The 25,156-nt window shown below is 62.5% G+C and carries 28 protein-coding genes; 13 read left to right on the forward strand and 15 right to left on the reverse strand.

The features are described 5' to 3' along the window. The first annotated feature begins 11 nt into the window (after positions 1-11). The 5 genes from E2F50_RS10205 to E2F50_RS10225 all read left to right on the forward strand — a co-directional run bounded on the left by E2F50_RS10205 (position 12) and on the right by E2F50_RS10225 (position 6,032). Positions 12-536: a (2Fe-2S)-binding protein gene (locus E2F50_RS10205; protein WP_133316015.1), complete on the forward strand. Its 525-nt coding sequence runs from the start codon at positions 12-14 to the stop codon at positions 534-536. Next, positions 533-1,552, forward strand: coding sequence for an FAD binding domain-containing protein (locus E2F50_RS10210; protein WP_133316016.1), 1,020 nt, complete (start codon positions 533-535; stop codon positions 1,550-1,552). Before E2F50_RS10205 ends, E2F50_RS10210 begins: the two co-directional genes overlap by 4 nt. A 13-nt stretch (positions 1,553-1,565) precedes the next feature. Then, on the forward strand, positions 1,566-3,833 hold the full coding sequence (locus E2F50_RS10215) for a xanthine dehydrogenase family protein molybdopterin-binding subunit (protein WP_133316017.1): 2,268 nt from the start codon (positions 1,566-1,568) through the stop codon (positions 3,831-3,833). Further along, positions 3,830-4,975 (forward strand): catalase family protein, encoded by a 1,146-nt coding sequence (locus tag E2F50_RS10220; protein WP_202615436.1) that lies wholly within the window; start codon positions 3,830-3,832, stop codon positions 4,973-4,975. The genes E2F50_RS10215 and E2F50_RS10220 overlap by 4 nt, the downstream gene beginning before the upstream one ends. 160 nt (positions 4,976-5,135) lie before the next feature. Beyond that, positions 5,136-6,032 (forward strand): dihydrodipicolinate synthase family protein, encoded by an 897-nt coding sequence (locus E2F50_RS10225; protein WP_133316018.1) that lies wholly within the window; start codon positions 5,136-5,138, stop codon positions 6,030-6,032. Positions 6,033-6,035: 3 nt separating this feature from the next. Here E2F50_RS10225 and E2F50_RS10230 read toward each other — a convergent pair whose 3' ends face one another. Continuing rightward, positions 6,036-7,544, reverse strand: coding sequence for a protein adenylyltransferase SelO (locus E2F50_RS10230; RefSeq protein ID WP_342635726.1), 1,509 nt, complete (start codon positions 7,542-7,544; stop codon positions 6,036-6,038). A 200-nt stretch (positions 7,545-7,744) separates the two neighbouring features. Here E2F50_RS10230 and E2F50_RS10235 point away from each other — a divergent pair, with 200 nt between their 5' ends. Together E2F50_RS10235 and E2F50_RS10240 are read left to right on the forward strand one after the other, a co-directional pair. Then, the gene (locus E2F50_RS10235) at positions 7,745-8,380 is read left to right on the forward strand and encodes an outer membrane protein (protein WP_133316020.1); all 636 of its coding nucleotides are present in this window, start codon (positions 7,745-7,747) and stop codon (positions 8,378-8,380) included. Between the two features lie 219 nt (positions 8,381-8,599). Then, positions 8,600-10,492 carry a diguanylate cyclase domain-containing protein gene (locus tag E2F50_RS10240; protein WP_133316021.1) on the forward strand — a complete coding sequence of 631 codons (1,893 nt, stop codon included), beginning with the start codon at positions 8,600-8,602 and terminating at the stop codon, positions 10,490-10,492. Position 10,493: 1 nt separating this feature from the next. Here the strand turns inward: E2F50_RS10240 and E2F50_RS10245 are convergent, their stop codons facing one another. Further along, the gene (locus E2F50_RS10245) at positions 10,494-11,582 is read right to left on the reverse strand and encodes an AbrB family transcriptional regulator (RefSeq protein WP_245515354.1); all 1,089 of its coding nucleotides are present in this window, start codon (positions 11,580-11,582) and stop codon (positions 10,494-10,496) included. After that, the gene (locus E2F50_RS10250; protein ID WP_133316022.1) at positions 11,575-12,135 is read right to left on the reverse strand and encodes a hydrolase; all 561 of its coding nucleotides are present in this window, start codon (positions 12,133-12,135) and stop codon (positions 11,575-11,577) included. Before E2F50_RS10250 ends, E2F50_RS10245 begins: the two co-directional genes overlap by 8 nt. Positions 12,136-12,240: 105 nt before the next feature. Between E2F50_RS10250 and E2F50_RS10255 the strand changes: the two genes are divergently transcribed. Further along, complete coding sequence (locus tag E2F50_RS10255; protein ID WP_161974079.1) at positions 12,241-12,900, forward strand: TetR/AcrR family transcriptional regulator; 660 nt, start codon at positions 12,241-12,243, stop codon at positions 12,898-12,900. Here the strand turns inward: E2F50_RS10255 and E2F50_RS10260 are convergent. The 7 genes from E2F50_RS10260 to E2F50_RS10285 form a co-directional block, all read right to left on the reverse strand. Further along, positions 12,873-13,073, reverse strand: a complete 201-nt coding sequence (locus tag E2F50_RS10260) for a heavy-metal-associated domain-containing protein (protein ID WP_133316024.1) — start codon at positions 13,071-13,073, stop codon at positions 12,873-12,875. The genes E2F50_RS10255 and E2F50_RS10260 overlap by 28 nt on opposite strands. Before the next feature lie 58 nt (positions 13,074-13,131). After that, positions 13,132-13,542, reverse strand: a complete 411-nt coding sequence (gene cueR / locus E2F50_RS10265; RefSeq protein ID WP_133316025.1) for a Cu(I)-responsive transcriptional regulator — start codon at positions 13,540-13,542, stop codon at positions 13,132-13,134. Continuing rightward, entirely contained in the window at positions 13,539-15,962 is a 2,424-nt protein-coding gene (locus E2F50_RS10270) for a heavy metal translocating P-type ATPase (RefSeq protein WP_133316026.1), read from the reverse strand. The genes cueR and E2F50_RS10270 overlap by 4 nt, the downstream gene beginning before the upstream one ends. A gap of 68 nt (positions 15,963-16,030) precedes the next feature. Beyond that, positions 16,031-16,159 carry a type II toxin-antitoxin system RelE family toxin gene (locus tag E2F50_RS23375; protein ID WP_245515386.1) on the reverse strand — a complete coding sequence of 43 codons (129 nt, stop codon included), beginning with the start codon at positions 16,157-16,159 and terminating at the stop codon, positions 16,031-16,033. Beyond that, entirely contained in the window at positions 16,098-16,301 is a 204-nt protein-coding gene (locus E2F50_RS10275) for a type II toxin-antitoxin system RelE family toxin (protein ID WP_245515395.1), read from the reverse strand. Before E2F50_RS10275 ends, E2F50_RS23375 begins: the two co-directional genes overlap by 62 nt. Continuing rightward, positions 16,285-16,509 (reverse strand): type II toxin-antitoxin system RelB family antitoxin, encoded by a 225-nt coding sequence (gene relB / locus E2F50_RS10280; protein ID WP_133316027.1) that lies wholly within the window; start codon positions 16,507-16,509, stop codon positions 16,285-16,287. The genes E2F50_RS10275 and relB overlap by 17 nt, the downstream gene beginning before the upstream one ends. Positions 16,510-16,563: 54 nt before the next feature. Next, entirely contained in the window at positions 16,564-17,028 is a 465-nt protein-coding gene (locus E2F50_RS10285; protein WP_133316028.1) for a YcgN family cysteine cluster protein, read from the reverse strand. 186 nt (positions 17,029-17,214) lie between these two features. Between E2F50_RS10285 and E2F50_RS10290 the strand changes: the two genes are divergently transcribed. After that, on the forward strand, positions 17,215-19,494 hold the full coding sequence (locus tag E2F50_RS10290; RefSeq protein WP_133316029.1) for a transglycosylase domain-containing protein: 2,280 nt from the start codon (positions 17,215-17,217) through the stop codon (positions 19,492-19,494). A gap of 21 nt (positions 19,495-19,515) precedes the next feature. On the opposite strand, the gene E2F50_RS10295 is transcribed toward E2F50_RS10290, so the two are convergent. Together E2F50_RS10295 and E2F50_RS10300 are read right to left on the reverse strand one after the other, a co-directional pair. Then, positions 19,516-19,836 carry a HigA family addiction module antitoxin gene (locus tag E2F50_RS10295; protein ID WP_133316030.1) on the reverse strand — a complete coding sequence of 107 codons (321 nt, stop codon included), beginning with the start codon at positions 19,834-19,836 and terminating at the stop codon, positions 19,516-19,518. Continuing rightward, positions 19,808-20,092 carry a type II toxin-antitoxin system RelE/ParE family toxin gene (locus E2F50_RS10300; protein WP_133316031.1) on the reverse strand — a complete coding sequence of 95 codons (285 nt, stop codon included), beginning with the start codon at positions 20,090-20,092 and terminating at the stop codon, positions 19,808-19,810. Before E2F50_RS10300 ends, E2F50_RS10295 begins: the two co-directional genes overlap by 29 nt. A 125-nt stretch (positions 20,093-20,217) precedes the next feature. Here E2F50_RS10300 and E2F50_RS10305 point away from each other — a divergent pair, with 125 nt between their 5' ends. After that, the gene (locus tag E2F50_RS10305) at positions 20,218-20,805 is read left to right on the forward strand and encodes a DUF1214 domain-containing protein (protein WP_133316032.1); all 588 of its coding nucleotides are present in this window, start codon (positions 20,218-20,220) and stop codon (positions 20,803-20,805) included. After that, on the forward strand, positions 20,798-21,379 hold the full coding sequence (locus tag E2F50_RS10310; RefSeq protein WP_133316033.1) for a DUF1254 domain-containing protein: 582 nt from the start codon (positions 20,798-20,800) through the stop codon (positions 21,377-21,379). Before E2F50_RS10305 ends, E2F50_RS10310 begins: the two co-directional genes overlap by 8 nt. Positions 21,380-21,400: 21 nt before the next feature. On the opposite strand, the gene E2F50_RS10315 is transcribed toward E2F50_RS10310, so the two are convergent. Then, positions 21,401-21,571 carry a hypothetical protein gene (locus tag E2F50_RS10315; RefSeq protein WP_161974081.1) on the reverse strand — a complete coding sequence of 57 codons (171 nt, stop codon included), beginning with the start codon at positions 21,569-21,571 and terminating at the stop codon, positions 21,401-21,403. A 649-nt stretch (positions 21,572-22,220) separates the two neighbouring features. Here E2F50_RS10315 and E2F50_RS10320 point away from each other — a divergent pair. Next, complete coding sequence (locus E2F50_RS10320; protein WP_245515356.1) at positions 22,221-23,297, forward strand: DUF2336 domain-containing protein; 1,077 nt, start codon at positions 22,221-22,223, stop codon at positions 23,295-23,297. Between the two features lie 4 nt (positions 23,298-23,301). Here the strand turns inward: E2F50_RS10320 and E2F50_RS10325 are convergent, their stop codons facing one another. Then, on the reverse strand, positions 23,302-23,655 hold the full coding sequence (locus E2F50_RS10325) for a DUF1491 family protein (RefSeq protein WP_133316034.1): 354 nt from the start codon (positions 23,653-23,655) through the stop codon (positions 23,302-23,304). 220 nt (positions 23,656-23,875) lie between these two features. Here E2F50_RS10325 and E2F50_RS23200 point away from each other — a divergent pair, with 220 nt between their 5' ends. Then, positions 23,876-24,043 (forward strand): Thivi_2564 family membrane protein, encoded by a 168-nt coding sequence (locus tag E2F50_RS23200; protein ID WP_133316035.1) that lies wholly within the window; start codon positions 23,876-23,878, stop codon positions 24,041-24,043. Between the two features lie 89 nt (positions 24,044-24,132). Here the strand turns inward: E2F50_RS23200 and E2F50_RS10335 are convergent, their stop codons facing one another. After that, a complete protein-coding gene (locus tag E2F50_RS10335) occupies positions 24,133-25,143 on the reverse strand; it encodes a peptidoglycan-binding domain-containing protein (protein ID WP_161974083.1) in 1,011 nt (336 codons plus the stop codon). Between the last annotated feature and the right edge of the window lie 13 nt (positions 25,144-25,156).

The raw sequence follows: 25,156 nt of genomic DNA on the forward strand, positions 1-25,156 counted from the left end.
AGGGCTTCCGCATGGATCTCAGCTCCCAGACCTCCAGCCTTCCCACCTGTTCCGTTTCCCTGTCCATCAACGGCCAAAAGCATGATCTTGAGCTGCACCCCTGGGTGTCGCTGCTCGATCTTCTGCGCGGGCCGCTCGAACTCACCGGCACCAAGAAGGGCTGCGATCACGGTCAATGCGGCGCCTGCACCGTTCTCGTCGACGGCCAGCGGGTTAATTCCTGCCTGAAACTCGCCGTATCGCTGGATGGGTCGGAAATCACCACGATTGAAGGTCTTGGCTCGCCGGAAAACATGCATCCGATGCAGAAGGCCTTTCTGGAGCACGATGCCTATCAGTGTGGATATTGCACGCCCGGGCAGATCTGTTCCGCCGTCGGCCTCGTTGGGGAAGGCCACGCCCATAACCGCGCCGAGATCCGCGAACTGATGAGCGGCAATCTCTGTCGATGCGGCGCCTATACCAATATCGCCGATGCGATCGAGGAGGTCATGGGCGCCGAAGCCGCGAAATCCAACAAGGAGGCCGCAGAATGAGACAATTTTCCTATAGCCGCGCCGAAACCGTGTCGGACGCCGTCGCAGCGCTTGCCTCCAATCCGGAAGCCCAGCTGCTGGCCGGCGGCACCAACCTTGTCGACCTGATGAAGTACAATGTCACCCGCCCCGGCGCGATCGTCGATATCAACCGCCTGCCCTTGAAGGAGATCGAGGATCTGCCGAATGGTGGCCTGCGCATTGGCGCGCTCGCCAGCAATTCCGCAGTCGCTTACGATCCGCGCGTCCAGGAGCGCTATCCGCTGCTGTCCAGCGCCGTCCTTGCCGGTGCATCGGCGCAGCTGCGCAATGCCGCAACAACCGGCGGAAACATCCTGCAGCGTACCCGCTGCTATTATTTCTACGACCCCTCGACGCCCTGCAACAAGCGGGAGCCCGGCTCCGGCTGCGGCGCCATCGGGGGCGTCAATCGCATTCAAGCCATTCTCGGCGCCAGCGACAAGTGCATCGCCGTGCATCCTTCGGACATGTGCGTGGCACTTGCGGCGCTGGATGCCGTGGTCGAGGTCGAGGGTCCCGACGGCAAGCGGGACATCCCTTTCACCGAATTCCATCGCCTGCCAGGCGACCGGCCGGAGAGCGACAACACCATGGCGCGCGGCGAAATGGTCACCGCCATCCGCCTCGAAGGCAATCATTTCGCCAGCCATTACACCTATCTGAAGCTGCGCGACCGGCTGTCTTACGCCTTTGCGCTGGTGTCGGTGGCAGCCGCCATGGAGGTTTCCTCCGATGGCGCCATCGTCGATCTGCGCGTGGCGCTCGGTGGCGTCGCCCACAAGCCCTGGCGCGACAAGCTGGCGGAAGCGGAATTTGCCGGCCAGCCGGCCAATGAGGAAACGTTCCGGCAGGTCGCACGGCGGCTGCTCGCCGGCGCCAAGGGCCAGGGCGAGAACGATTTCAAGATCCCGCTCGCCGAACGATCGATCATCCGCGCCCTGAAGCAGGCGGCCTCCGGGCGCCCGCAGGACCAGAGCGTCAAGGCCATCCAGTAGAAGGAGATCGACCATGCTGAATTCCTCCAAGGTCGTCGGCCTGCCGCTGTCGCGCATAGACGGACCGCTGAAGGTCACCGGCCGCGCCAAATATGCCGCCGAACATTTCGGCCCTGGCATGCTGCAGGGCTATGTGCTGTTTTCCACCATTGCCACCGGCCGCATCGCCGAGATCGATACGAGCGAGGCGGAGCGCTTCCCCGGCGTCGTCAAGGTTTATACCCATGAGAACCGCCCGCCGGCCGCTAAAAAGGACGAGCAATGGAAGGATGAGGTCGCGGTTCCCGGCCACCCCTTCCGGCCGCTTGAAAACGACCGCGTGCTTTACGACGGCCAGCCGATCGCACTTGTCGTTGCCGACAGTTTCGAAGCCGCCCGCGATGCGACCTCTATCATCCGCGTCCGCTACGAGGCCGGCGAGCCGCATACGGATCTGAAGCGCGAGCAGGACAATAGCTATGTGCCGCCGGTGCCGCGCGACAAGCAGATGGCGCCGCCGCCGCCGCGCGGCAATCCGGAAGGCGCCTTCGCCCAGGCGCCGCATCAGATCTCCGCCACCTATTCGCTGGAAGGCGAATATCACAATCCCATGGAGCTGTTCGGCACGACGGTGATTTTCGGCCAGGATGGCGAGCTGACCATCTACGACAAGTCGCAAGGGTCGCAGAACAGCCATGACACGGTCTGCAAGATCTTCGGGCTCGATCCTGAAAAGGTGGTGGCGCATAACGAATTCGTCGGCGGCGCCTTCGGTTCGGGCCTGCGTCCGAAATACCAGCTCTTCTTCGCGGTCATGGCCAGCCTCGACATGAAACGCTCGGTCAAGGTGGAGATGAGCCGGCGCGAAATGTTCTACCTTACCTGGCGTCCAACCAGCATCCAGAACCTGTCGCTGGCCGCCGATGCGGAAGGCCGGCTGCAATCCGTCATGCATCATGCTATGCATGCCACGTCGCAATACGAGGACTACCAGGAGAATGTCGCCAACTGGTCGGGCCTCCTCTACAAATGCGACAACGTCAAGATCACCTACGAGATCACCAAGCTCGACGTCTCCACGCCTGGCGACATGCGCGCACCGGGTGCGGCGACCGGCGTCACGGCGCTCGAAACGGCCATGGACGAACTGGCCTACGAGGTCGGCTTGGATCCGGTCGAGCTGCGCATCCGCAATTTCATCCACCGCGACCAGAACCAGGACAAGGAGATCACCTCCAAGGCCCTGCATGCCTGCTACCGCGAAGGCGCGGCCCGCTTCGGCTGGTCGGAGCGGGTGATGCAGCCGCGTTCGATGCGCGACGGCAATGATCTGGTCGGCTGGGGCATGGCGACCGGGGTCTGGGAAGCCCAGCTGTCACCGGCCGAAGCCCGGGTGCGCCTGTCTTCCGACGGCAAGGTCGTGGTGTCCGCCGCCGCCTCCGATATCGGCACCGGCACTTATACCATCCTCGGCCAGATCGGCGCGGATGCCTTCGACCTGCCGCTCCACGCGGTGAGCGTGAAGATCGGCCAATCCACCCTGCCCAAGACGGCCGTCCAAGGCGGTTCCTGGACGGCGGCCTCCTCCGGCTCGGCCGTGCAGGTCGCATCGAGAATGGTGATTGCGACGCTCCTCAGGCATGCCCAGAAGATGGAGAATTCGCCGCTCGCCAAGGCCACCGAAGAACAGGTCGAGGTGGCCGACGGCCGCCTGGTGCTGGAAGCCAATCATCAGGTGGGGGTGGCTATTTCCGACATCATGGACGCAGCCGGCGTCACCTTTATCGAGGAGAACGGCAAGGTCGAACCGGATCCGTCGATCCAGAAGAAGTTTTCCGCCTATACCCATTCCGGTGTCTTCGTCGAGGTGAAGGTGGACGAAGAACTCTGTCGTCCGCGTGTTACGCGCGTGGTGATCGCCGTCGCGGCCGGCAAGATCCTCAACCCGAAGACGGCCCGCAGCCAGATCCTCGGCGGCGTCGTCATGGGGCTGGGCATGGCTCTCTACGAGGAAGGCCTTGCCGATCACCGCATCGGCCGCATCATGAACCCGAACATCGCCGAATATCACGTCCCCGCCCATGCGGATGTCGAGGATATCGAGGTGATCTTCATCGAGGAGGACGATGACAAGGCGAGCCCGATCGGCGTCAAGGGTCTTGGCGAAATCGGCATTGTCGGCGTCGCGGCCGCCGTGTCCAACGCGATCTTCCACGCCACGGGAAGCCGCATCCGCTCCTTCCCCATCACTCTCGACAAGATCCTGGCCGACAACCTCCTCGAAAGCGAGACAGTGCAATGATCAACCGCATCGATATCAAGCCCTTCCGCTATTCGCCCAATGTCGAAACGATCGAGCCGGACGAGCCGGAAACCGCCCGCGCGCTCGCCGAAACCATGCTGTCGATCTCCGAACAGACCTATGCCAATTCCGGCCACGCCATTCGTTCGGTGCATGCCAAGAGCCACGGCCTGCTGGAAGCACGCTTGGAGGTTCTGGAGGATCTGCCGCCGGAATATGCCCAAGGGCTGTTTGCCGAGCCCGGCGCCTACGGGGCGGTGCTGCGCCTGTCGACCACGCCCGGCGACATTTTGCATGACAGCGTGTCGACCCCGCGTGGAATGGCCATCAAGATCATGGATGTCGCCGGCTCCCGCCTGCCCGGTTCGGAAAATTCCCGCAGCCAGGATTTCATCCTGGTCAACGGCAAGGAGTTCAACTCGCCGAGCGGCAAGGCTTTCCTCAAGAACCTGAAAATGCTGGCGGCCACGACCGACCGCATGGAGGGTGCCAAGGAATTGCTGTCAAAGGCGTTTCGCGGTGTTGAAGCGGCACTCGAGGCAGTCGGCCGCGAAAGTGCGACGCTGAAGTCCATGGGCGGCAATCCCCCCACCCATATTCTCGGCGAAAGCTTTTTCGGCCAGCTTCCCCTGCGCTACGGCGATTACATCGCCAAGATCGCCGTTGTCCCCGCCTCCGACAACCTCACGGCATTGAAGAATATCACGGTCGATACATCGAACGATCACGACGCCATCCGTCATGCAACCGATGATTTCTTCGAGGATCAAACGGCGGTCTGGCACCTGCAGGTGCAGCTCTGCGCCGACCTCGAAAGCATGCCGGTGGAAAGCGTCGAGGCCTGGGACGAAAACAAAAGCCCCTTCGTCACCGTTGCCCGCATCACCGCCGGCCCGCAAACCGCCTGGAGCGAGGAGCGCTCGCAGACGGCGGATGACGGGATGCATTTCTCGCCCTGGAACGGCCTTGTCGTCCACCAGCCCCTTGGCTCGATCATGCGCCTGCGCAAGCTCGCCTACCAGCGCTCGGCCGCCTTCCGGTCGCAGCGCAACCAGACGCCGGTCACTGAGCCGATGACCTGTCCCTTCGAGCATGGGGCAGCGGCATCGGCGGGCCAGTCTTCGCAAGTAGCCCGTCACTGATTCCACCGACCGCTATTGCGGCTATAGCAAGCGCTGTCCGTTCCCGGGCAGCGCTTTTTCACATCGGCCGACCCGGATCACGGCCCATATCAGGAATGGCTTGCTCGGGACCCGCTATTGCTCATACTGCCTCGGTTCCTCATCTTTCCCGGAGCCCTTCATGCCACAGCCGATCTTTGCCGGCCTTTCCGCCTTCCCGCTGACGCCGGCCGACGAGGCGGGGCGCGTCGATGTCGAAGGGCTGCAGCGCCTCCTCGCCCGGCTGGTCGAGGCGGATGTCCAATCCATCGGCCTCCTCGGCAGCACCGGCACCTATATGTATCTGTCGCGTGAGGAGCGGCTCCGGGCGGTGACGGCGGCCGTCGAATGCGTGCAAGGCCGCGTTCCAGTGATTGTCGGCGTCGGCACGCTGCGCACCGACGAGGCCGAGGCGCTGGCCCAAGATGCGGCGGCAGCCGGCGCCGATGCGCTGCTTCTTGCACCGGTTTCCTACACGCCGCTGACGGAAGAGGAGGCTTTTCGCCATTTCGAGGCGGTTGCCACTGCGACCGACCTGCCGCTCTGCATCTACAACAACCCGTCGACCACCCATTTCGCCTTCAGCGACGGGCTGCTTCAGCGCCTCGCCTCAGTGGCCAATATCAAGGCTGTGAAGATGCCGCTGCCGAAGAACATGGAATTCGCCGCCGAGCTGTCGCGCCTGAAGCCGAACCTGCCGGATGGCTTTGCGATCGGCTATAGCGGCGACTGGGGCTGCAGCGACGCGCTGCTTGCCGGCGCCGACTGCTGGTACAGCGTGGTTGCCGGCCTGTTCGCAAAGCCCGCCGCGGCACTCACCAAGGCGGCAATGCAGGGCGATGCGGCGGAAGCGGCGCGGCTGGATGCGCCTTTTATGCCGCTCTGGGATCTGTTCAAGACCTATGGAAGCCTGCGCGTCGTCTATGCCGCGGCGGAACATCTGAAGCTCCTCCATGCCAAGCCCCCTCGCCCGCTGCTGCCGCTGTCGTCCGACATCATGCCGGCGCTGGAGGCAGCGATCGCGGCGCTGGAAGGCTGAAGCTTACGTGCCGCAGAACGTCTGCGTCACCCTTTGGTCCATCTTCGGCGGATCCGTGTAGACGGCAAATTCCGGCCGCTCCTCGAAAGGCTTTTCCAGCGCCTGCAGCAGCCGCTGAAAGAGGCTGAGATCGCCCACCAGCGCCGCTGAAATCGCCTCCTCGATGCGGTGGTTGCGGGGGATGACCGCCGGGTTCACCAGGCGCATGGCGGCTGCCCGCTCTTTTTCCGGGCCCTCTTCCACGGCCAGCCTTTCGCGCCATTTTGCCAGCCATCCGGCAGCCGCAACGGGATCGGCAAAAAGGTCAAGGAAAGCCGCCGTGCGGCCCTCGGCGCAATCGGCTAGCCTGAGGAAGGCAAGCGTGAAATCTGCCCCGCCGTCCTTCATGACGCCCAGCAGCTCCTGCACCAGGTCGCCATCGCCTTCAGCCTCGGTCCTCAGGCCGATCTTCTGCCGGAACACGCTGATCCAAGCTGCCTGGAAGCGCTCGCCGAAGGTTTTGAGAACGGTATTGGCGACTTCCACCGCCTTTTCCTCGTCCGCGTCGAGCAACGGCAGCAGGCATTCGGCCAGCCGCGCCATGTTCCATTGGCCGATGCCTGGCTGGTTGCGATAAGCATAGCGGCCCATCTGGTCGATCGACGAGAATACCTTCATCGGATCGTATTCGTCCAGGAAGGCGCAGGGGCCGAAATCGATGGTTTCGCCGGAAATGGTCATATTATCGGTGTTCATCACGCCGTGGATGAAGCCGATCCCCATCCAGCCGGCAATCAGTTCCGCCTGACGCGATGCGACCGCCTGCAGAAGCGCCGCATAGGGATTGGCCTCGTCCTTCAGCTGCGGATAATGCCGTTCGATAACGTAGTCCGCCAATGTCCTGACGCCGTCATTGTCGCCGCGCGCCGCAAAATACTGGAATGTGCCGACACGCACATGGCTTGCTGCCACCCGCACGAAAACCGCGCCGGGCATCACCTGTTCGCGCTGCACCGCCTCGCCGGTCGCTACTGCGGCCAGGGCGCGCGTCGCCGGGATATTCAGCGCATGCATGGCTTCCGACACGATATATTCGCGCAGAACCGGGCCAAGCGCTGCGCGGCCGTCGCCACGGCGGGAAAAGGGCGTCGGTCCGGCGCCCTTGAGCTGGATGTCGCGGCGGCGCCCCTGGTTGTCGACGACTTCACCGAGCAGGATGGCGCGCCCATCGCCGAGTTGCGGCACGAAATTGCCGAACTGGTGGCCGGCATAGGCCATGGCCAGCGGCATGGCACCGCTGGGTACGACATTGCCGGCGAAGATGGCGGCAAGCCTGGCGGGATCGGAATAATCGGCTTCGACGCCCAGTTCCCTGGCCAACGCTTCGTTGAATTTGAGCAGCACCGGCCCTTCGACGGGTTCGGGATAAACCGAAGCATAAAAACGGTCCGGCAGGCGGGCATAGCTATTGTCGAAATGGAACACGGAAACAACTCCTTGGCCGGTTCTTCGCTTGCGGCCTTTCCGGAATATGGGATGACTTACCACCCCAACAAGCCAAAGCCGCGTTTGTTGCGCCGGCCTCCCGGCTCATGGAGGTCAACCCGGTCCAGATCAGCTGCGCGGGTTGATCAAGGCATCATGCCTTCGTTTTCTGTGCTTGTTGCATTTTAGCTACAGCTTTTTTATGGCGGCACCCTATCTAAGCCTCATCAATCTATGGAGTAAGTGTCATGAAGTCACTTTTCGTTTTCGCCGCAACCGCTGCCATGACGGTTGCTTCCGGTGCCTTTGCCGCTGACGCAGTCGAAGAAATTCCGACAGCGCCGGTTGCAGTAGAAACCGCTTCCGTCTTCACCTGGAGCGGCCCCTATGTCGGTGTGCATGGCGGCTATTCCTGGGGCGAAGGCGAGGCTTCGGCCGGCGGCTTCAGCCTGTCGGACGATTTCGACGGCGGCCGGTTCGGCGGCTTTGTCGGTTATAACTGGCAGTTTGCCAACGGGTTCGTTGCCGGTGTCGAAGGCGACGTGAACTACGATTGGAACGAAAACAGCCTTGGCGGCGGCTTCGAGGCCGAGACCGGCTTTTCCGGCTCCGTTCGCGGCCGTGTCGGCTTTGCCTTCGACCGGGCGCTCATCTATGCGGCCGGCGGCTGGACTGCCACCAATGTCAGCCTCGACGGACCGGTCAGCGACGACGACACGCTGCATGGCTGGACGATCGGTGGCGGCCTCGATTATGCCTTTACCGACAATGTCTTCGGCCGGGTCGAATACCGCTATAACGACTACAGCGACGGCAACCTGGCTGGCTTCGATACAGATTTCGACCAGCACATCGTCAATGTCGGCATGGCAGTAAAATTCTGATCCGCATGCTCCACTCTCCACGGAGGAGAGACGGAAGGTGTGAAATCCTTGGGAAGGTGAGCTTAAGGCTTACCTTCCCAAATCGTACCGCGGCCTTTGTCCCTTGGGACATGATCGCAAAACCACTTTGAGGAACGCCCTAATTTTGAGGGCGCCACCTTCAACCTTCCCTAAGATTTCGCGGTAATGCTAAGGCGATTGCTGTGAGGAAGGGGTCGCATGCGGATACCAGCGTTACGATCTGTCGCGACGACGATCGCCGTCATATTCGGCTTCTGCGCTTTTATCGCCTTGCTAAGCTGGGCCGAGTACTCCGCCTGGAATGCGCAGGTGGCGCGCGTCGAGGGCAGCCTCAAGCAGACCGCCGAGGCGATCGCCCAGCATACGGACGACGTTATCGAAATGTCGCGCCTGCCCCTAGCGGGCTTGATTGCCGAGATCAACGACGAGGTCGGGCATCCGGAAATGCCCACCAAGATCAAGGCCCTGATCACCCGCCAGATGAAGGCCTCTCCGACCCTCGACACACTCTCCTATATCGATGCGGCCGGGCAGATGGTGGCGACCTCCTCGAACAATGCGCCGCCCGGCATGAACTACGCGGACCGTGATTATTTCCGTTTCCATAAGGAAAACCCGTTTCGGCTGCCCGTCGTCGGTAAGCCGATCAAGAGCCGGCTGTCCAATCTTTGGGTCATTCCCATTACCCAAAAGGTCCTGCTGCAGGACGGTTCCTTTGCCGGTACCGTTGTTTCGACTATCCGGGTCAACCACTTCATCAATTTCTTCCGCGGTTTCGATGTCGGAAGCGATGGCGCTTTCCTGCTGGCACGGGGCGACGGGATCGTTCTGGTTCGCGGCCCGATCCAGGAAAGTATGCTCGGCACCAGTCTCGCTGCCGGTGAATTGTTCAGCCGTTACCTGAAGCGCCAAACAGTCGGCGCCTATCATTACACGTCGCCGGTCGACCAGACCGCGAGGTCCGGCGGCTATTACCAGAGCACGCGGACCGGCATTGTCGTGCTTGCCTCTGCCTCCGAGCAGGAGGTTTTTCGCGCCTGGGTGGACACAGCCAGAACCCGCTGGTTCTATGCCTGCATTCTTCTGGGCCTTGCCCTGGTGGCCGCCCTTCTCTGGCAGCGCCAGGCCCGCCTACGGCGTGAAAGCGAAGCGCTGCTGGCGGCGCGCGAAGCGGAATTCCGGCTACTGGCGGAATCGTCCAGTGACGTCATCTCGCGCTTCGATGAAAACGGCATCCGTGAATATGTCTCGCCATCGGCAATGGAGATTCTTGGGCTGGAACCGGAAAGGCTGGTTGGAAGAAGCGTTTATGCGGGCATGGACAAGCTGACCGAAACGCTGGTGCGGGATGCGGCAGAGCGACTGAGGAACGGCTCGACCCAGGAGAAACTGCTCATCAGGCACACCAAACCGGACGGCGAACACGTATGGCTGGAAACGGCACTCAGCAAGCTGCCGGCCAGCCGTGACGCCTCAGCCACTCGGGTCGTGGCGATCACCCGGGATGTCAGCCGCCACAAGAACATGCAGGACGAGCTGGACGTATTGGCCAATACGGACGAACTGACGCGTCTGGCCAATCGGCGCTTCTTCAACACGCGGTTCGAGGAGATGGTGCAGCGGGCCCGCCGCAATGCCACGCCGCTCACACTGCTGATGATCGATGCCGACCGGTTCAAGCTCTTCAACGATACCTATGGCCATGCGGCCGGCGACGATTGCCTCAGACAGATCGCGGCGGTGATCCGCGATTGCGTGCGACGGCCGGGCGATGTCGCGGCCCGCTACGGCGGCGAGGAACTGGCCGTGCTTCTGGCCGATACGGATGAACAGGGCGCGGCCGCGGTCGCTGAAAACATTCGCGCCCGGGTGGAGGGGCTCGCCCTTGCTCATGAGAAAAACCCGCCATCCGGCCGGATGACAGTCAGCATCGGGCTGGCTACGGTTGCGGCTCAGACCGGTTCCGCGATCACCGCGCAGGCACTGTTTGCGCAAGCGGACGAAGCGCTTTACCGCGCCAAGTCTTCCGGCCGCAACCAAATCGTCAGCGCCACCCCGTCCCGCCCTGGCGTTCCGAACCCGGCGGAATAGGTCACGCATGCCGGGCGGCCCGCGACAGCAGCCGCGCTGTGGCCGGGCCGGTCGCCACCACGAACAGGAAGCGGGCGATCTGCATCGTCATCACGAAAGGCACATCGACCTTGGTGGAGGCCGCAATGATCGCCACCGAATCGGCGCCGCCAGGGCTGGTGGCGAGATAAGCCGAGAGCGGGTCGACCCCGGCGAACACGACGAGCACGACGGCAAAGATACCGCATATGCCGATCAGGCTGAGAACCGAGATCAGCACCCGCGGCAGGGTGCTTGCTGCATGGGCGATGACATCGGGCGTGAAGCGCATGCCGATCCCCCAGCCGATCACCGCATAGCTGATGGCCAGAAGCCATGGCGGCAGAACGATCGGCATGATGCCGGAGAGCTTGAGCGCCAGCCCGACGGCAAGCGGCAAAAGCATCGGGCCGCCGGGGATCTTCAGCGCCGCACCGAGCAGCGATACGGCAACCGCAATGGCGACGGTCGCCGACACGGCCAGCCAGGAAACCTCCGGAAACCAGACGATCTGCGATGCCGCCTCGCTCGGCGTCACACCCATGATGCGCGCCACCAGCGTCGCGGCGAGCGCACAGCAGACGACGCGGATATATTGCATGAAGGCAACGAGGCGCATGTCGCCGCCATAGGATTCCGACATCAGCACCATGACCGAGGCGGCGCCTGGTGACGAGCCCCAGATCGCCGTCGTGCCGGGAAAGATGTTGGCGCGCGCCATCAGCCATCCCAGAGCTGCGGCGGCGATAGCAGTCGACAATACACCGACCACGAAGATCGGCCATTGTTCGGCAATCTCCTGGAACACCGTGGGCGGCAGGCTCGTGGAGATCATCAGCCCCACGACACCCTGGGCGATGATGAAGCCCGACCTGGGCGTCGCGACGCTGCCCCCGGCGACAGCCATGAGAACCGCCACCGCCATCGGTCCGAGCAGCAGGGCTGCCGGCAGATGCAGCCATTCCAGCGCCGCCGCCAGGATAAACGAGCCAATGACCAGGCCGATCCACCGCAGCCAGACCGGCTGCGACGACAGGAAGCCTGATCCAGGCTCCGGGGATTGTTCAGCCAAAATTCAGTTCTCCCGCCCGAACAATGCGGGAAATCCGCGGAAAGACCTTGTTGATAGCCATCTGGTGCAGGTCCTCCGAGACGCTGGTGCAGGCGTCTTCCACAACGATCATGTTATAGCCATGCTCCCAGCCGCTGCGCAGCGTTGATTCCACTCCGAAATTGGTGGCGATGCCGCCCAGTACGATCGTGTCGATGCCGCGCCGGCGCAGCTTCACATCGAGGTCGGTGCCGTGGAAGGCACCCCATTGATGCTTGGTTACCAGCAGGTCGCCCGGCTCGACCAGGCCTTCCGCCAGATCCGCCCAATCGTCGGGGCGCTCGCCTCGCGGCATAGCGGCATCCACCTGCCCCCGGGGCGCATCGCCGAAATCCGCACCGAAATCGACATTGACAAGCACCACAACTGCACCCGCGGCGCGAAACCAGGCGGCGAGCGAGCTGCCTGTCTGCAGCACCTGCGTGGTGGAATAAGGGGCCGTATCCATCGACAGAATACCGTTCTGGAGGTCTATCAGAACCAATGCGGTCTTCTTGCAATCCAGTGAGATCATCGGAAAAATACCCGTGCTTGAAATGGGCGCCAGAGCGGCGCTTGCGGCTTCAATGTCAATATGCGAGGGATGCCTCGCAAAACTTACTTGAGGATGTCCTCGCAGATGTCAATGGTATCTTCGATCAAAGCCGTGCTTCCGAAGCGCCGGCGTGGCTTCGATCGGGTTGAGGCCATCCTCAATACCGGCATCACGCTGTTTGCCGAACGCGACTATGCCACCGTGACCATGACGGAAATCGCAGCACGATCGGCAACCGCAATCGGCTCCCTGTACCGCTTCTTTCCCACCAAGGAAGCGCTCGCGGCTGCCATTCTCGATCGCTACGGCACCCTGTTAATTGGCGCACTCGACCAGGTCGTGGCGGGGGTCGAGGGCATGACGGCCGCCCAGGTGGCGGATGCCGTCGTCAGCCTGATGCGCGACCTCAAGCATGAAAGAGCCGCCGCACTGGCACTGATCGGAGTGCAGAAGAACGGATCCGCCATTCGCTTGGCCCTACAGACAGACATGATCGCGCGGCTGACGGCCATCCTGAAGGCCCGCAGCCCGGCGCCTGCCTCAACCTCCATGGAAGCCCAGGCCTGGCTGCTTCTTTACACCTTGAAGGCGATCCGCAGCCTTGATCAGGACCGGCCGGATCTGGCAGCCGAAGTGGAAGCCGACGGGCGCCGCCTGATCGAATTCTATATTGGTCGGGCCTGGAGCGGCCAAAGCCAGAGTGGGGCTGAAGACGGTCAGGCGGCCGTTCGCTCCGGGCTGTAGCCCGCCTCGCGGATCGCCTCTTCCGCCTTGGCGGCGTCACCCTCGACCGTCACCCGATGGGCGGCAAGATCGACCGTGACGGCCGCGCCCGGCAAGGCTTCTTCGAGCGCCATGCGGATGGTCTTTTCGCAATGGCCGCAGGTCATGTCGGTCACGTCGAATATGGCTGTCATGTCAGTCTCCTTCTTTCGTTTTGTGTAACCGGTCAGAGCGCGACCGGCCAATGATCGTTCAAGAAGCGCCCGCGGCGGAGCTGTCGCCCGCTAGATCATCGAGGATCGGGCAGTCCGGCCTTTCATTGCCGCTGCAGCAATGGGCGAGATGCTTGAGAGTCTTTACCATGCCCTGCATTTCGGCGATCCGCCGTTCCAAGTCGCCGATATGGGCCGTCGCCACGCGCCTGACGGCGGCGCTCTCGCGGCTCTTGTCCTGCCACAGCTTCAGCAGCGTTTCGGTTTCCTCCAGCGAAAAGCCGAGCGAGCGGGCCCGCTTGATGAACCGCAGCACATGCACTTCCGCCTCGCCATAGACGCGGTAATTGTTGCCGGTGCGGGCGGCGGGTCGGATCAGCCCGATTTCTTCGTAATAACGAATCATCTTGGCCGAAACGCCGGACGCCTCGGATGCCTGGCCGATATTCATGACAAGCTTGCTCCTACCTTCATCCGCTTCAGCCTCAGGGCATTGCCGAGCACGAAGACACTCGACAAGGCCATGGCGCCGGCGCCGATCATCGGCGATAGCGAAAGGCCGAAGCCCGGATAAAGCATGCCGGCCGCCACCGGGATCAAGGCGACGTTGTAGCCGAAGGCCCAGAACAGGTTCTGCCTGATATTGCGCATGGTGGCACGGCTGACGGCAATGGCCGAAACGACGCCGGTCAATTCTCCGCCGACCAGAACCACATCGGCGCTTTCGATCGCTACATCGATGCCCGTGCCGATGGCAATGCCGACATCCGCTTCAGCCAATGCCGGTGCGTCATTGATGCCATCGCCGACAAAGGCGATCTTCCTGCCGCTCTTGTGAAAGTCCCGGATCGCCTGCAATTTTCCTTCCGGCAGCACTTCGGCCACCACATCGGCGATACCGACCTGGCTGGCGACCGCCTCTGCCGTGCGGCGATTGTCGCCCGTTACCATGGCGATCTGGATGCCCATCGCCCTCAGCACGCCGATCGCCTGCCGGCTGGAAGGTTTAAGGGGATCCGCCACGGCGATCACCGCCGCCAGCCTGCCGTCGACGGCTGCGTATAACGGCGTCTTGCCTTCGTCGGCCAGCCGGCTTGCGGCTCCGGCAAAGACGTCGACCGAAAGGCCGAGCTTGTGCATGAAGCGCTCAGACCCCACAGCAAGCTTGCGGCCCTCCACCATGGCTTCGGTCCCGTAGCCGGTGACGGAGTCAAACGCTTCCGCCTTCGACACATCCAGCCCCCTCGCCTCTGCGGCCTTGACGATAGCTCGGGCTATCGGGTGCTCCGACTGCGCCTCGACGCTTGCGACCCATGCCAGCACATCCGTTTCGACAAAACCGTCCGCCACATGGAAATCGGTGAGTTCGGCCCGGCCCTGGGTCACGGTGCCGGTCTTGTCGACCACCACCAAATCGACATCGGACAGGCTCTGCAGGGCCGCCCCCTGCCGAAGCAGGACGCCAAGCTCGGCGGCGCGGCCGGCGCCGACGACAATCGAGACGGGAACCGCAAGCCCCATTGCGCAGGGGCAGGCAATAATCAGCACCGCCACCGCATTGACCAGCGCATGGCTGAGCCGCGGCTCTGGTCCAACCAGATACCAAACGCCAAAGGTTATGACGGCAAGCACGAGCACCGCCGGCACGAACCAAGCCGTGACCCGATCAACCAATGTCTGGATCGGCAGCTTTGCCCCCTGCGCCTGCTCCACCATGCGAATGATGCCGGCAAGCATGGTATCGCGGCCGACCTTTTCGGCGCGAAAACGAAAGGAGCCGGTGCCATTGATCGTGCCGCCGATAACAGTGGCCTCGGAACGCTTCTCGACCGGCAGGGGCTCGCCGGAAATCATCGATTCGTCGACATGGGACTGGCCGTCGAGCAGCCTGCCATCGACCGGGATCCGTTCACCCGGGCGAATGACGATAATATCGCCGGCCAAGACCTGCTCGATTGGCAGGTCGATCACCTTTCCATCGCGCTCCACCCGCGCCGTCTTTGCCTGCAGGCCGGCCAGTTTCTGGATCGCCTCGCCGGTGCGTCCCGTGGCGCGGGCTTCCATGAGCCGCCCGAAGAGGACCAGCACAACGATGACCGAGGCCGCCTCGTAATACACGAAACGAGCCGTTTCCGGCAGGAGATGCGGCAAGAAGGTCGTCACCAGCGAATAGCCGTAGGAGGCGAGGACGCCGACCGCCACCAGGGAGTTCATTTCGGGGTGGCCACGCAGCAGGGCCGGCAGGCCAGCCTTGAGGAAGCGCCGGCCGGGCCAGAAGATCACTGCCGTCGCCAGCAGAAAATAGAGATAATAGAGGTTCTGCGGCGCGACGCGCGCCATCAGCCAGTGGTGGAACGGCGCATAGACGTGGCCGGTCATTTCCAGCACCAGGAGCGGCAGGGTCAGCATAGCGGCAATAGCGAGATCGTGCTTCAGCACCCGTTCCTCGTCGGCATGGCTGTGCATATACGGGCTCTGATGGTTATGGGAGTGGGCGTCATCCACGGCATGCTGGCTGTGTAGCCAACCGTTAGCGGCAGGCTCCGTGACCTCATCGGCCCGCGCATGATCATCAACCGGAGGGGCGGCAGAAGAGGTCATGCCGGCGTCGCGCAGCGCATTCTGCATCGCACCTTGCGGGATCTCGTAGCCGAGCTTCCGGATAGTCTTTTCCAGAGCTTCCGGATCGAATTCCGTGCCGCTTTCCACGGTCAGCTTCTTTGTGGCGAAATTGACCGCGCTGCTTTTCACTCCAGCGAGCTTTGCAGCCCCCATTTCAACGCGGCGCACGCAGGAGGCGCAGGTCATGCCCTCAACGGGAATGGTCAGTTGGACCGTGTCCTCACCCGAAATTTTCAGCGTCTCGTTCATGGCAGGATCTCGCTTTCCCGCCTCATGTAGGGCTTCCCACCATGGGAAGGTCAAGGGCACGAGCGAGTTTACCGATAGACTTCTCGGCGGTTTCCGATCCTGACGATCAGGATCCGGACCACGTCGTCCTGGATGTCAGCCACAATACGCCAGTCTCCGACGCGATATTTCCAAAAACTTTCCGAACACCGGCCCATGCAGCGCCTCGCCGAGCGATCGCGGATCGTCGAGCTTGCCAAGTCGCTCATGGAGAAATTTCAATACGCGCTTGGAATTCTCACTGCTCAGCCTGGAGAGATCGCGCTCCGCCTCCCGCTGCAGCTCAATCTTCCAGGCCATATTTTTTCATGACATCAGCAAGTGGGATCGTGTCGCTCTCGCCGCGTTGCAAGCTGTCGAGACGCTGCTCCGCCAGATAATAATCCTCAAGGTCGTCAAGATGGGCGAGTATCGCCTCGCGGGCATAGAAGCTCTTGCTCCGTCCCGTCAACTTAGCAAGATCGTCCAGGCGCTGTTCAATTTCCTGCGGCAAATTTAAAGCCAACATTACCAAATCTCCGACGCCTTAAACTATAGCACCAAGGCCCGCCCGCAGCCAAGCCTAGCGCCGCACCTCGCCGACCCGCAGCGGCCAGTCGACCAGATAATCCTCGAAATCCTCGACATCCACTTCCGTCTCGCTGACGGTGCGGCCCCGGGCCGAAATGCCCGCCTGGTGCACGGTCTCCGGACTGCCCGAGACCAGCGGATGCCACCAGTACAGGTCCACGCCATCGCGCACGAGACGGTAGCCGCAGGTCGGCGGCAGCCAGCCGATGTCGTTCACCTCGGCAGGCGTCAGCTGGATGCAGTCGGGCACGATCGCCTGACGGTTGGGATAATCCGTGCAGCGACAGCTCGTACCATCGAGCAGCCGGCAGGCCACCGACGTAAAGACCACCTCGCCGCTGTCCCAGTCCTCGAGCTTGTTCAGGCAGCAGAGGCCGCAGCCGTCGCACAGGCTTTCCCATTCCGTCGGGCTCATCTCGTCGAGCCGCTTGGTCTTCCAGAAAGGTTCGTCGGTCATTATTCCGTATCACTTCTGCGGCACCTTGAAACCCATCGTCCAAGCCGCATTGTATCTCTCGCGATTTAGGGATCGCACTTCAACCATTTGTCAGCTAATGCTGAATAACGGTGGGATTCAGGCTCTTGATCCTTTCGCGGATCGGCGTCAACTATATCCCCACCAGTGGACAAAGGGAATTCAGCGTTGCAGGACGAGCCCCATCCATCCGACGACCGGCCTCCGGGGCGGCAGCGCCGGAAGCGCCACATCTTGCTGCGGGTCGATTCCTGGATCGATTCGACCATCTGGAACCTGGGTTTCCGGCTCGCCGAAATCTGGGAAGACATCACCATCTTCTTCCGCAGGTTCCGCGTCCGCGGCTGGAAAAGGCTGGGCTTCGAGATCGCCGGCGAAGCGATGACATTGGGCACGGCCGGTTTCGTCCTGCTTCTGGCGCTCGCCCTGCCTTCCTTTGAGGCAACCAAAGAAGATTGGCGCAATCGTGGCGACTTCGCCGTCACCTTCCTGGATCGCTATGGCAATGTGATCGGCCACAGGGGCATCATCCACGAGGATTCGGTGCCGATCGATCAATTGCCGGACCATCTCATCAAGGCCGTGCTGGCGACCGAAGACCGGCGCTTCTTCGACCATTTCGGCATCGATTTCCTCGGCCTGGTGCGCGCCATGAGCGAAAACGCCAAGGCCGGCGGCGTCGTCCAGGGCGGCTCGACGCTGACCCAGCAGCTCGCCAAGAACCTGTTCCTGTCCAACGAGCGGTCGATCGAACGCAAGATCAAGGAGGCCTTCCTCGCCGTCTGGCTGGAAGCCAACCTGTCGAAAAAGGAAATCCTGTCGCTTTATCTCGACCGCGCCTATATGGGCGGGGGCACGTTCGGGGCGGCGGCGGCGGCGCAATTCTATTTCGGCAAGAATATTTCTGAAGTGAACCTCGCCGAATCCGCCATGCTGGCCGGCCTATTCAAGGCGCCGGCGAAATATGCCCCGCATGTCAACCTGCCGGCGGCCCGCGCGCGTGCCAATGAAGTGTTGACCAATCTGGTGCAAAGCAATCTGATGTCGGAAGGCCAGGTGATCGCCGCGCGCCGCAATCCGGCAACCGTGGTCGACCGCGCCGAGGTCAAGGCACCCGACTATTTCCTCGACTGGGCCTTTGACGAAGTGCAGCGGCTGGCATTGGCCGGCAAGTTCCGCGATCATTCCGTCGTAGTGCGCACCACGATCGACATGGGCCTGCAGCAGGCGGCGGAATCAGCCATGGAAACCAGCTTGCGGGAATATGGCGAAACCTACAAGGTCAAGCAGGGATCGATCGTGATGATCGAGAACGGCGGCGGCGTGCGTGCCATGGTCGGCGGCCGGGACTATGGCGAAAGCCAGTTCAACCGTGCCACGAAGGCGCTGCGCCAGCCGGGCTCGTCCTTCAAGCTTTATACCTATGCCGCCGCCATGGAGCATGGCATGAAGCCGGAAACGACGATTTCCGATGCGCCGATCACTTGGCGCGGCTGGTCGCCGCAGAATTATGCCCGCTCCTACAAGGGCAAGGTGACGCTGCTGTCCGCCATGGCCCAGTCGCTCAACACCGTGCCGGTGCGGCTTGCCAAGGATGTTCTGGGCACCGACGTGATCGTCAAGACCGCCAAGGCTTTCGGGGTCGAAACGCCGCTCAGGAGCGACAAGACAATCCCGCTCGGCACATCGGAAGTGACCGTCATGGACCAGGCGACCGCCTATGCGGTCATGCCGGCGGGCGGGCTGCAGTCGCGCCGCCACGGCGTCGAACAGGTGCTCGGCTATGGCGGCGAGGTGCTTTACGATTTCAACCGCGACGAACTGCCGGCCAAGCGGGTGCTTTCGGAACAGGCGACGTCGTCGATGAACCGCATCCTGACGCAGATCCCGGTGATCGGTACGGCCAAGAAGGCGGCGCTCGACCACGGCATCGTTACCGGCGGCAAGACCGGCACGTCGCAGAGCTACCGCGATGCCTGGTTCATCGGCTTTACCGGCAATTACACGACCGCCGTCTGGTTCGGCAATGACGACTTCACGTCCATGGACAACATGACCGGCGGGGCGCTGCCGGCCATGACCTTCAAGCCGCTGATGGATTACGCCCATCAGGGGATCGAGCTGCGGGCCATTCCAGGGATCGAGAACCCGCTGCCGGGCGATCCCAAGACGGGTCCGAAAACGGCCCCCAAGACCGGCGACGTCGTCGCCCAGAAGAAGGAAGGCGGCGACAACCTAATTGCCGCACCGGTGCGGCCGCGTTCCCTGTCTGCCGAGTCGACGCGGCTTCTCAAGCAGGTGGCGGAAAAGCTTAAAAATGCCGGAGCGCTGCCGGTGCCCGCCCCGAAGATCGCTCAGGCGACCATTACGGAGGCCGACAGCCAAACTGTGAGCGCAGCCGAACCCAATGCAGTGGTCGTGCCGGTCAGAAACGAGGCGAGACGCTAAGGCGTCCCCCTGTCCGAAGGCTCAGGCGGCGCGCGGCTGGATCCGATCGAGTTCCTCGCCGAGCTCGCGACGGCGTTGGAGGAGATCGTAATCCGCCTGCAGCCCCAGGAAGAAGCCCTCGGACAGGTTGAAATAGCGGGCCAGCCGCAAGTCGGTATCTGCGGTGATGGCGCGTTTGCCCAGCACGATCTCGTTGATACGGCGCGGCGGCACGCTCAGCGCGCGTGCCAGGCCGTTCTGGGTCAGCCCCAGGGGACGGAGAAACTCCTCCATCAGGATCTCGCCTGGATGGGGGTTGGGGAGCCAGTCTGGCTCAGTCGTGATAGTCGACGATTTCGACATGAGCGGGGCCTCCATCGGTCGAGATAAAACAAATACGCCACTGATCGTTTATGCGGATCGAGAGCTGCCCGCTCCGCCCTCCCTTCAGCGCTTCAAGCCGGTTCGCGGGCGGCACTCTGAGATCGGCGGGCGTGCGAGCCTGATTGAGCATTCTGAGCTTTCGCAGCGCCACGGGCTGAATATCCGCCGGAAGCTTGCGGCTTCGCTGACCGGACCATATCCGCTCAGCCTCTCGATCGGCAAAACCTCTGATCATGTCTAACTATAACGCCATCCGTTATAGCCAGCAATGGGTTGCCAGTTTCCGTCCTGAGCCCGTTCCTTCTCGCGGGAATCAATGGTAATCGTCGCTATCTCTATTGCCGAAGGCCAAAGCCTACCGTGTTCCGTGTTCCCCTTCTCATCGCCATCGCCCTTGTGATCGCCTTTGGCGGCGGGATCTGGTCGACGCTTGCAGCCCTCAACGCCACGACCGGCTTCGGCGCCATCAAGCTCGGCGCCTGGGAGGCTTTTCCGGACGCCCAGACGGCGATTGCCGACCCTTACGCCAAATCGCACCGCGCCAATGCCGGAAGGCTGCTTTATGCCAATGCGGAAGGGTTGGCCTTTACCGCAACGGTCGACGATACGGGTGAAAGGCTTTTCGGCAACTGCACCTATACGATCACCGGCCATACGCCGCCGGCCCGCTTCTGGACGCTGTTTGCCGCAGGTCCAGGCGCCCCGGCACCGTCGATCCAGTCGGACCTGCCGACGGCTGTCAACTCCCGCACCGTGCTTCACGATGCCGATGGCGGTTTCCGGATCGGGCTTGGACGAAATGCGATTGCCGGGAACTGGCTGGCCGTCCCCGATGAGAGTACCTTCCGGCTGACGCTGACGCTTCTCGACACGCCGACCGCCGGCAGTTCGGGGCTGATCGATCTCTCGATGCCGAGCATCACGAAGACCGGATGCGGCAATGTCTAGACGTTACGCGCTGCAGATCCTCATGGCCGTCGTCATCGGGCTGATCGGGGCAGCACTGCTGCATCTCGTGATCGTCCTTCTGCTGCCGCAGTTCAGCGAGCGCGACGCCTATACGCGGGTTCTGGCCGAAGGGGAAATCCACCGCTTCTACCGGCTCGGGGAGACACCGGACCGAGCCGGCCTCGTCAAGGACGACCCCTTCGTGGAAGTGGCGGTCTGCGCCTTCGACCTCAGCGAAAGCCCGGTGAGGCTTTTAGGCGCCAGCGCCGGTGTGCCTTTCTGGTCGATCGGCGTCTATGACAGCTCATCCAATGAGGTTTTCAGCATCAATGACCGCACATCGGCGGGAGGCGCCCTGGACGTAGTGATCGCGACGCCGATGCAGCTGACCCTGATGCGCAAGAACCTGCCGGCACCGATCGCCAAATCCATTCTCGTGGAAAGCGCGGCGGCACAGGGCTATGTCGTGCTTCGCGGCTTGGCGCCGCAGCGCAGCTTCGTGGAAGGCGTGTCGCAGTTTCTCGGTCAGTCGACCTGCACGCCATTCGAATGGCGATCCCGCAGCCGGTTCTGACCTTCAGCACGACGACGACGCTTAGACCGCCTGGCTTTCCGGCTGACGATCCATGGGCTCGCCATAGCGTTCATAGCGCACGCCGGTGAAGAAAACGATCTCGCCGGTTTCCGCGGCTTTTTCACCCAGCCGCACCTGCGGCTTGCGGGAACGCTGATCGCGCCATTTATTCAAAACAACTATCTCTGCCATGCTCGTCTCCGTTGAACGAATTCGAGACGGATGAAGACGGATCGATCTCACCCTGCCCTTTTCAAATGGGCTGGCGCGTCCCTCGGGCTCAAACCGGGGGCATTCGCGCTTTTCTCGTCAGCGCTTTCTTCGCAAAGCGCAGCGACATTTCGCATTCACTACGGTACATTCGGACTGGTCGGGGCCGGATGGCTCAAACGCTGAACCATCCGGTACTGAACATCCGGCAGATACGCACCGGTTTACCTGGACAATTCAGCCAGAGCAGAGTTAACAATTCACTAATTCTAATATACAACTTGCCATTGATACTTGTTGGTATCCGTCCGCAAAACGCAGGGACGTTGAAGACTGTGCAGTCCACGCCGCTGCTCCGGCAGGTTGTAGTTTCTTAATGAAACACAGTGACCTGCAAGAAATCATCGGCGTGTCAAAACGCTTCGTTTTCACCAAGCATTAACCTTCCAAGGGTTAGCATCCGGTTAAACCAAAAGCGACGTCGACGGTGTGAAGCGTAGCGCTTGCCAGCTGTCGTTTCGCTGCCGGGAGTTTCCCAGGTCGAGGTATGATGAAGGCATCGGTCGGCGTTCCGCCAATCCGGCTCCTTCCGGCATCCCAAACTTGTTTTGCGTATTGTGAGTTGTCCGTAATGAACGAGTTCCGAGACCTTGAAAGGCCGCAGGCCATGCGCAAGAAGGATGTGGTGCTGATGGCCACGGTGACGAGTTTCGAAGGTCTTCCGCATCCGTCGCGGTCGGAGCTTCGACAGTTCGCCGAGCTTTTCGCGCCGCTCTTTAATGCATCCTCCGAGGAAGCCCGACGCCAGGCGGTTGCAGCCCTATCGCAGTCTCGGAACGTGCCGCCCGCGGTTGCCTTCTTCATTGCCAGCCAGCCGATTGCCGTTGCGGCACCCTTCCTGATTTCCTCGCCCTGCCTGTCCAACGAGGCGCTGATCACAATTGCCCGCAGCCAGGGCATCGACCATGCGCATGCCATCGCCCGCCGCGAATCGCTTTCGCCCATCGTCGTCGACGCGCTGGTCGGGCTCCGGTACGACCAGAGTATCCGGCGCGCCGATCCCACCGATCAACAAGCAGCTGCCGAGCCGCCTGCGGTTGAGGTTGCGGCGCCGTCCGCCGGCGAAACCGAACGGCAGTCGCGCGAAGATCAGCTTCGCCGGCGCATCAAGCTTCTCGCCGGTCATGTGGAACGGGCGGAAAACGACCGGCTTGGCTTGCGGAGCATATCGACTATCCAGGCGGCACTGCTAGTGCGCTTTGCCCGCAGCCGGGAAGCCGGTCTTTTCGCCAGCGTCCTCGCCGATGCGCTGTCTGCCAGCCGGTGGCTTTCCGAGCGGATCATGCTCGATATTTCCGGCCAGCAACTGGCGACGACGCTGAAGGGTCTCGGCCTCGAAATACCGGACGCCCTGTTTGTCCTGACGCGGTTCTACGGCCATCTGGGAGAGGCAGGAACGGGCGAGAGCCGGGCCGAGACCCTTTGGGCCTCTCTGGACGCCGAGGAATGCGGTGGAAGGGTCGAGGCTTGGCGGCGGGCCGACGGTTATACCTACGGCCAGCCCCAGCGGCAGGTCCCTCCACCGGCCACGACTGAAGCGGCAATGCCGGCGAGCCGGCAGGATCAGGACATGCGCGAGAAGATTTCCCGCCCGCTGCGCACGTCGGCCACCGTCCGCAGGAGCGTTGCCGGCCAGCGTTCTCGCTGAAAATCTACTTTTCGGGTTTTACCAGGTCCAGAAGACCGGCGACGTCATCGATTTCGAATTCGACCAGCCAGAGATCCGGGTCGAAGCGCAGCTCGCGGACCAGCATGTCACGCACCGCCTCCGGTTCGGCCTTTTCCAGCCGGGTTTCGAACTTTCGCCCGCCCTCATCCCCATCATCTTGGGCGAAGAAGTTCTGCGGCGCCGGCGCATAAAGCGTTTCCAGACCGTCCCGGTGGCGCTGGCGAATGAAGACGGCGCCCGCTTCTTCCGCGCCGCGATGCTCGACCGCAGCAAAGCCACCCATTCCGAAGACACGGCGGGTCAGGGCAGCAACGAAGATTTCCGATTTGAGACGCATGGGTGCTTCTATGCCGCTTCGGCTCGGCTGCGCAAACTCAATCTGACGGCCGCGCGCCGGGCCATCAGCCGCCTAGCCGCTTCAAATCAGCTTAACCGCAGCAATTATGGCGATTTTGCACAGAAAATGCTGCCGGACGGATGCCGTGCCCTTTCCTTTGTTCCCGCCCCCCATAATTAGGGGGAATGCCGTCTGGCATTTGTGAAAAGGAGTTGGGGCTATGGGTACTTCCGTTTTGATCAGCATTCTCATCACCTTCCTGGTGATCGTGCTTATTCTTTATCTCGTCGCGCGCCTGCCGATCGATGGCCGTGTCAAGCAGATCGTGCAGATCATCGTGATCATCATCGGCATCATCTCGATGCTGAAATATCTCGCCGTATTCTGATCTGAACCAAGCCTGTGCCGCCCCCCGCGGCGCAGGCCTTATGCTAGAGGGATGTCGGTCGACGACCACTCCCATCGCTTCGGCAGTCCTCAGAGAGCGCCGATCGCCTTCAGCTTTTTCAGCACCATGTCGTTCGGCTCGCCGGTTTCCGGCAGGCGGTAGTGCTTTTCGAAACGACGGATCGCGGCCTTGGTCTGGCTGCCGGCAACCCCGTCCACCTCCACATCCGTATAGGCGATGTTGGCAAGTCCCTTCTGGATCTGCAGAACCATGTTGGAAGCTGGTACGGATGCCTGAGACCGGGCAGGACCGGCGTTGGCGGCAGCCGTCGTGTTCTTCCAGCCGGTACCGGGAATATCGGCCGGCGGCGTCATGGCCGGATTGCGTTCGGCCGACCGTATGGCGGCTGCGATCGGGTCTTCGGCGCGCATGCTGACATTTTCCGCAGGCCGGTTGCCCGCAGGCCCCTTGGTGGGCTGCGCGGATGCCGGATGCGCGGATGCGTTCTGCCCCGCAGCAGCCGGATTGCGCTGGACTTGACCTGATTGCGGCTGGACGGACTTCTGCGGCTGGCTGCGCGCGGTTTGCGGCATGGCGGGTTTTGGCAAAGGCGCGGCCACCTGTGCAGGAACAGCCGCGTCATGCGCAGGCGCGACGGCTGCAGCCTGCTCCGGCTGTGGCACGGCAGGCTGTGGCACGGCATGATGGGTTTGCGGCAGTGCCGGCGCATCGTCCGCCGATTGTGAAGGCTGCGCCAAAGCGGGCGGCGGCGGCTCGGGCGCGCGCTCAATGCGGAAGGTCGTGACATCGGCCGGCGCGGTGCGCTTCAGCGGCCGGTAACCGGCAATGCGGTTGGGATCGTCAGGATCGCGGGTGGCAAGGAAAGGCGATGGATGGCCGTTCGGCTGGTACCAGAGCGCGTTGGCGGCCACGAAGCTGAAGAGCACGGCAAAGCCGGCAAAGCCGAACAGCGGTTTCGGGTGGCGCGCGGCAGTGCTGCCGGCGGCCATGAGCAGGCGCGAGGCAAGGCCCGGCTCCTTGACGCTCCGCCCCTTGCCGGGACGTCGTGCCTGGTTCCGGCCGGCATCAGTCCGTCTCATTTCCCGCCCTGCG

The sequence above is a fragment of the Rhizobium deserti genome, from assembly GCF_004358025.1.
Classification (GTDB): domain Bacteria; phylum Pseudomonadota; class Alphaproteobacteria; order Rhizobiales; family Rhizobiaceae; genus Neorhizobium; species Neorhizobium deserti.

Excerpts from the sequence above, each read along its gene's own strand:
- E2F50_RS10310 (WP_133316033.1), top strand. The coding sequence starts at position 20,798 with ATGTCTAGACGTTACGCGCTGCAGATCCTCATGGCCGTCGTCATCGGG.
- E2F50_RS10255 (WP_161974079.1), top strand. The coding sequence starts at position 12,241 with ATGTCAATGGTATCTTCGATCAAAGCCGTGCTTCCGAAGCGCCGGCGT.
- E2F50_RS10235 (WP_133316020.1), top strand. The coding sequence starts at position 7,745 with ATGAAGTCACTTTTCGTTTTCGCCGCAACCGCTGCCATGACGGTTGCT.
- E2F50_RS10260 (WP_133316024.1), bottom strand. The coding sequence starts at position 13,073 with ATGACAGCCATATTCGACGTGACCGACATGACCTGCGGCCATTGCGAA.
- E2F50_RS10325 (WP_133316034.1), bottom strand. The coding sequence starts at position 23,655 with ATGCGTCTCAAATCGGAAATCTTCGTTGCTGCCCTGACCCGCCGTGTC.
- relB (WP_133316027.1), bottom strand. The coding sequence starts at position 16,509 with ATGTTGGCTTTAAATTTGCCGCAGGAAATTGAACAGCGCCTGGACGAT.
- E2F50_RS10215 (WP_133316017.1), top strand. The coding sequence starts at position 1,566 with ATGCTGAATTCCTCCAAGGTCGTCGGCCTGCCGCTGTCGCGCATAGAC.
- E2F50_RS23200 (WP_133316035.1), top strand. The coding sequence starts at position 23,876 with ATGGGTACTTCCGTTTTGATCAGCATTCTCATCACCTTCCTGGTGATC.
- E2F50_RS10250 (WP_133316022.1), bottom strand. The coding sequence starts at position 12,135 with ATGATCTCACTGGATTGCAAGAAGACCGCATTGGTTCTGATAGACCTC.
- E2F50_RS10320 (WP_245515356.1), top strand. The coding sequence starts at position 22,221 with ATGAACGAGTTCCGAGACCTTGAAAGGCCGCAGGCCATGCGCAAGAAG.
- E2F50_RS10300 (WP_133316031.1), bottom strand. The coding sequence starts at position 20,092 with ATGATCAGAGGTTTTGCCGATCGAGAGGCTGAGCGGATATGGTCCGGT.
- E2F50_RS10220 (WP_202615436.1), top strand. The coding sequence starts at position 3,830 with ATGATCAACCGCATCGATATCAAGCCCTTCCGCTATTCGCCCAATGTC.
- cueR (WP_133316025.1), bottom strand. The coding sequence starts at position 13,542 with ATGAATATCGGCCAGGCATCCGAGGCGTCCGGCGTTTCGGCCAAGATG.
- E2F50_RS10270 (WP_133316026.1), bottom strand. The coding sequence starts at position 15,962 with ATGAACGAGACGCTGAAAATTTCGGGTGAGGACACGGTCCAACTGACC.
- E2F50_RS10210 (WP_133316016.1), top strand. The coding sequence starts at position 533 with ATGAGACAATTTTCCTATAGCCGCGCCGAAACCGTGTCGGACGCCGTC.
- E2F50_RS10225 (WP_133316018.1), top strand. The coding sequence starts at position 5,136 with ATGCCACAGCCGATCTTTGCCGGCCTTTCCGCCTTCCCGCTGACGCCG.
- E2F50_RS23375 (WP_245515386.1), bottom strand. The coding sequence starts at position 16,159 with ATGGGCCGGTGTTCGGAAAGTTTTTGGAAATATCGCGTCGGAGACTGG.
- E2F50_RS10315 (WP_161974081.1), bottom strand. The coding sequence starts at position 21,571 with ATGGCAGAGATAGTTGTTTTGAATAAATGGCGCGATCAGCGTTCCCGC.
- E2F50_RS10295 (WP_133316030.1), bottom strand. The coding sequence starts at position 19,836 with ATGTCGAAATCGTCGACTATCACGACTGAGCCAGACTGGCTCCCCAAC.
- E2F50_RS10240 (WP_133316021.1), top strand. The coding sequence starts at position 8,600 with ATGCGGATACCAGCGTTACGATCTGTCGCGACGACGATCGCCGTCATA.
- E2F50_RS10205 (WP_133316015.1), top strand. The coding sequence starts at position 12 with ATGGATCTCAGCTCCCAGACCTCCAGCCTTCCCACCTGTTCCGTTTCC.
- E2F50_RS10275 (WP_245515395.1), bottom strand. The coding sequence starts at position 16,301 with ATGGCCTGGAAGATTGAGCTGCAGCGGGAGGCGGAGCGCGATCTCTCC.
- E2F50_RS10285 (WP_133316028.1), bottom strand. The coding sequence starts at position 17,028 with ATGACCGACGAACCTTTCTGGAAGACCAAGCGGCTCGACGAGATGAGC.
- E2F50_RS10335 (WP_161974083.1), bottom strand. The coding sequence starts at position 25,143 with ATGAGACGGACTGATGCCGGCCGGAACCAGGCACGACGTCCCGGCAAG.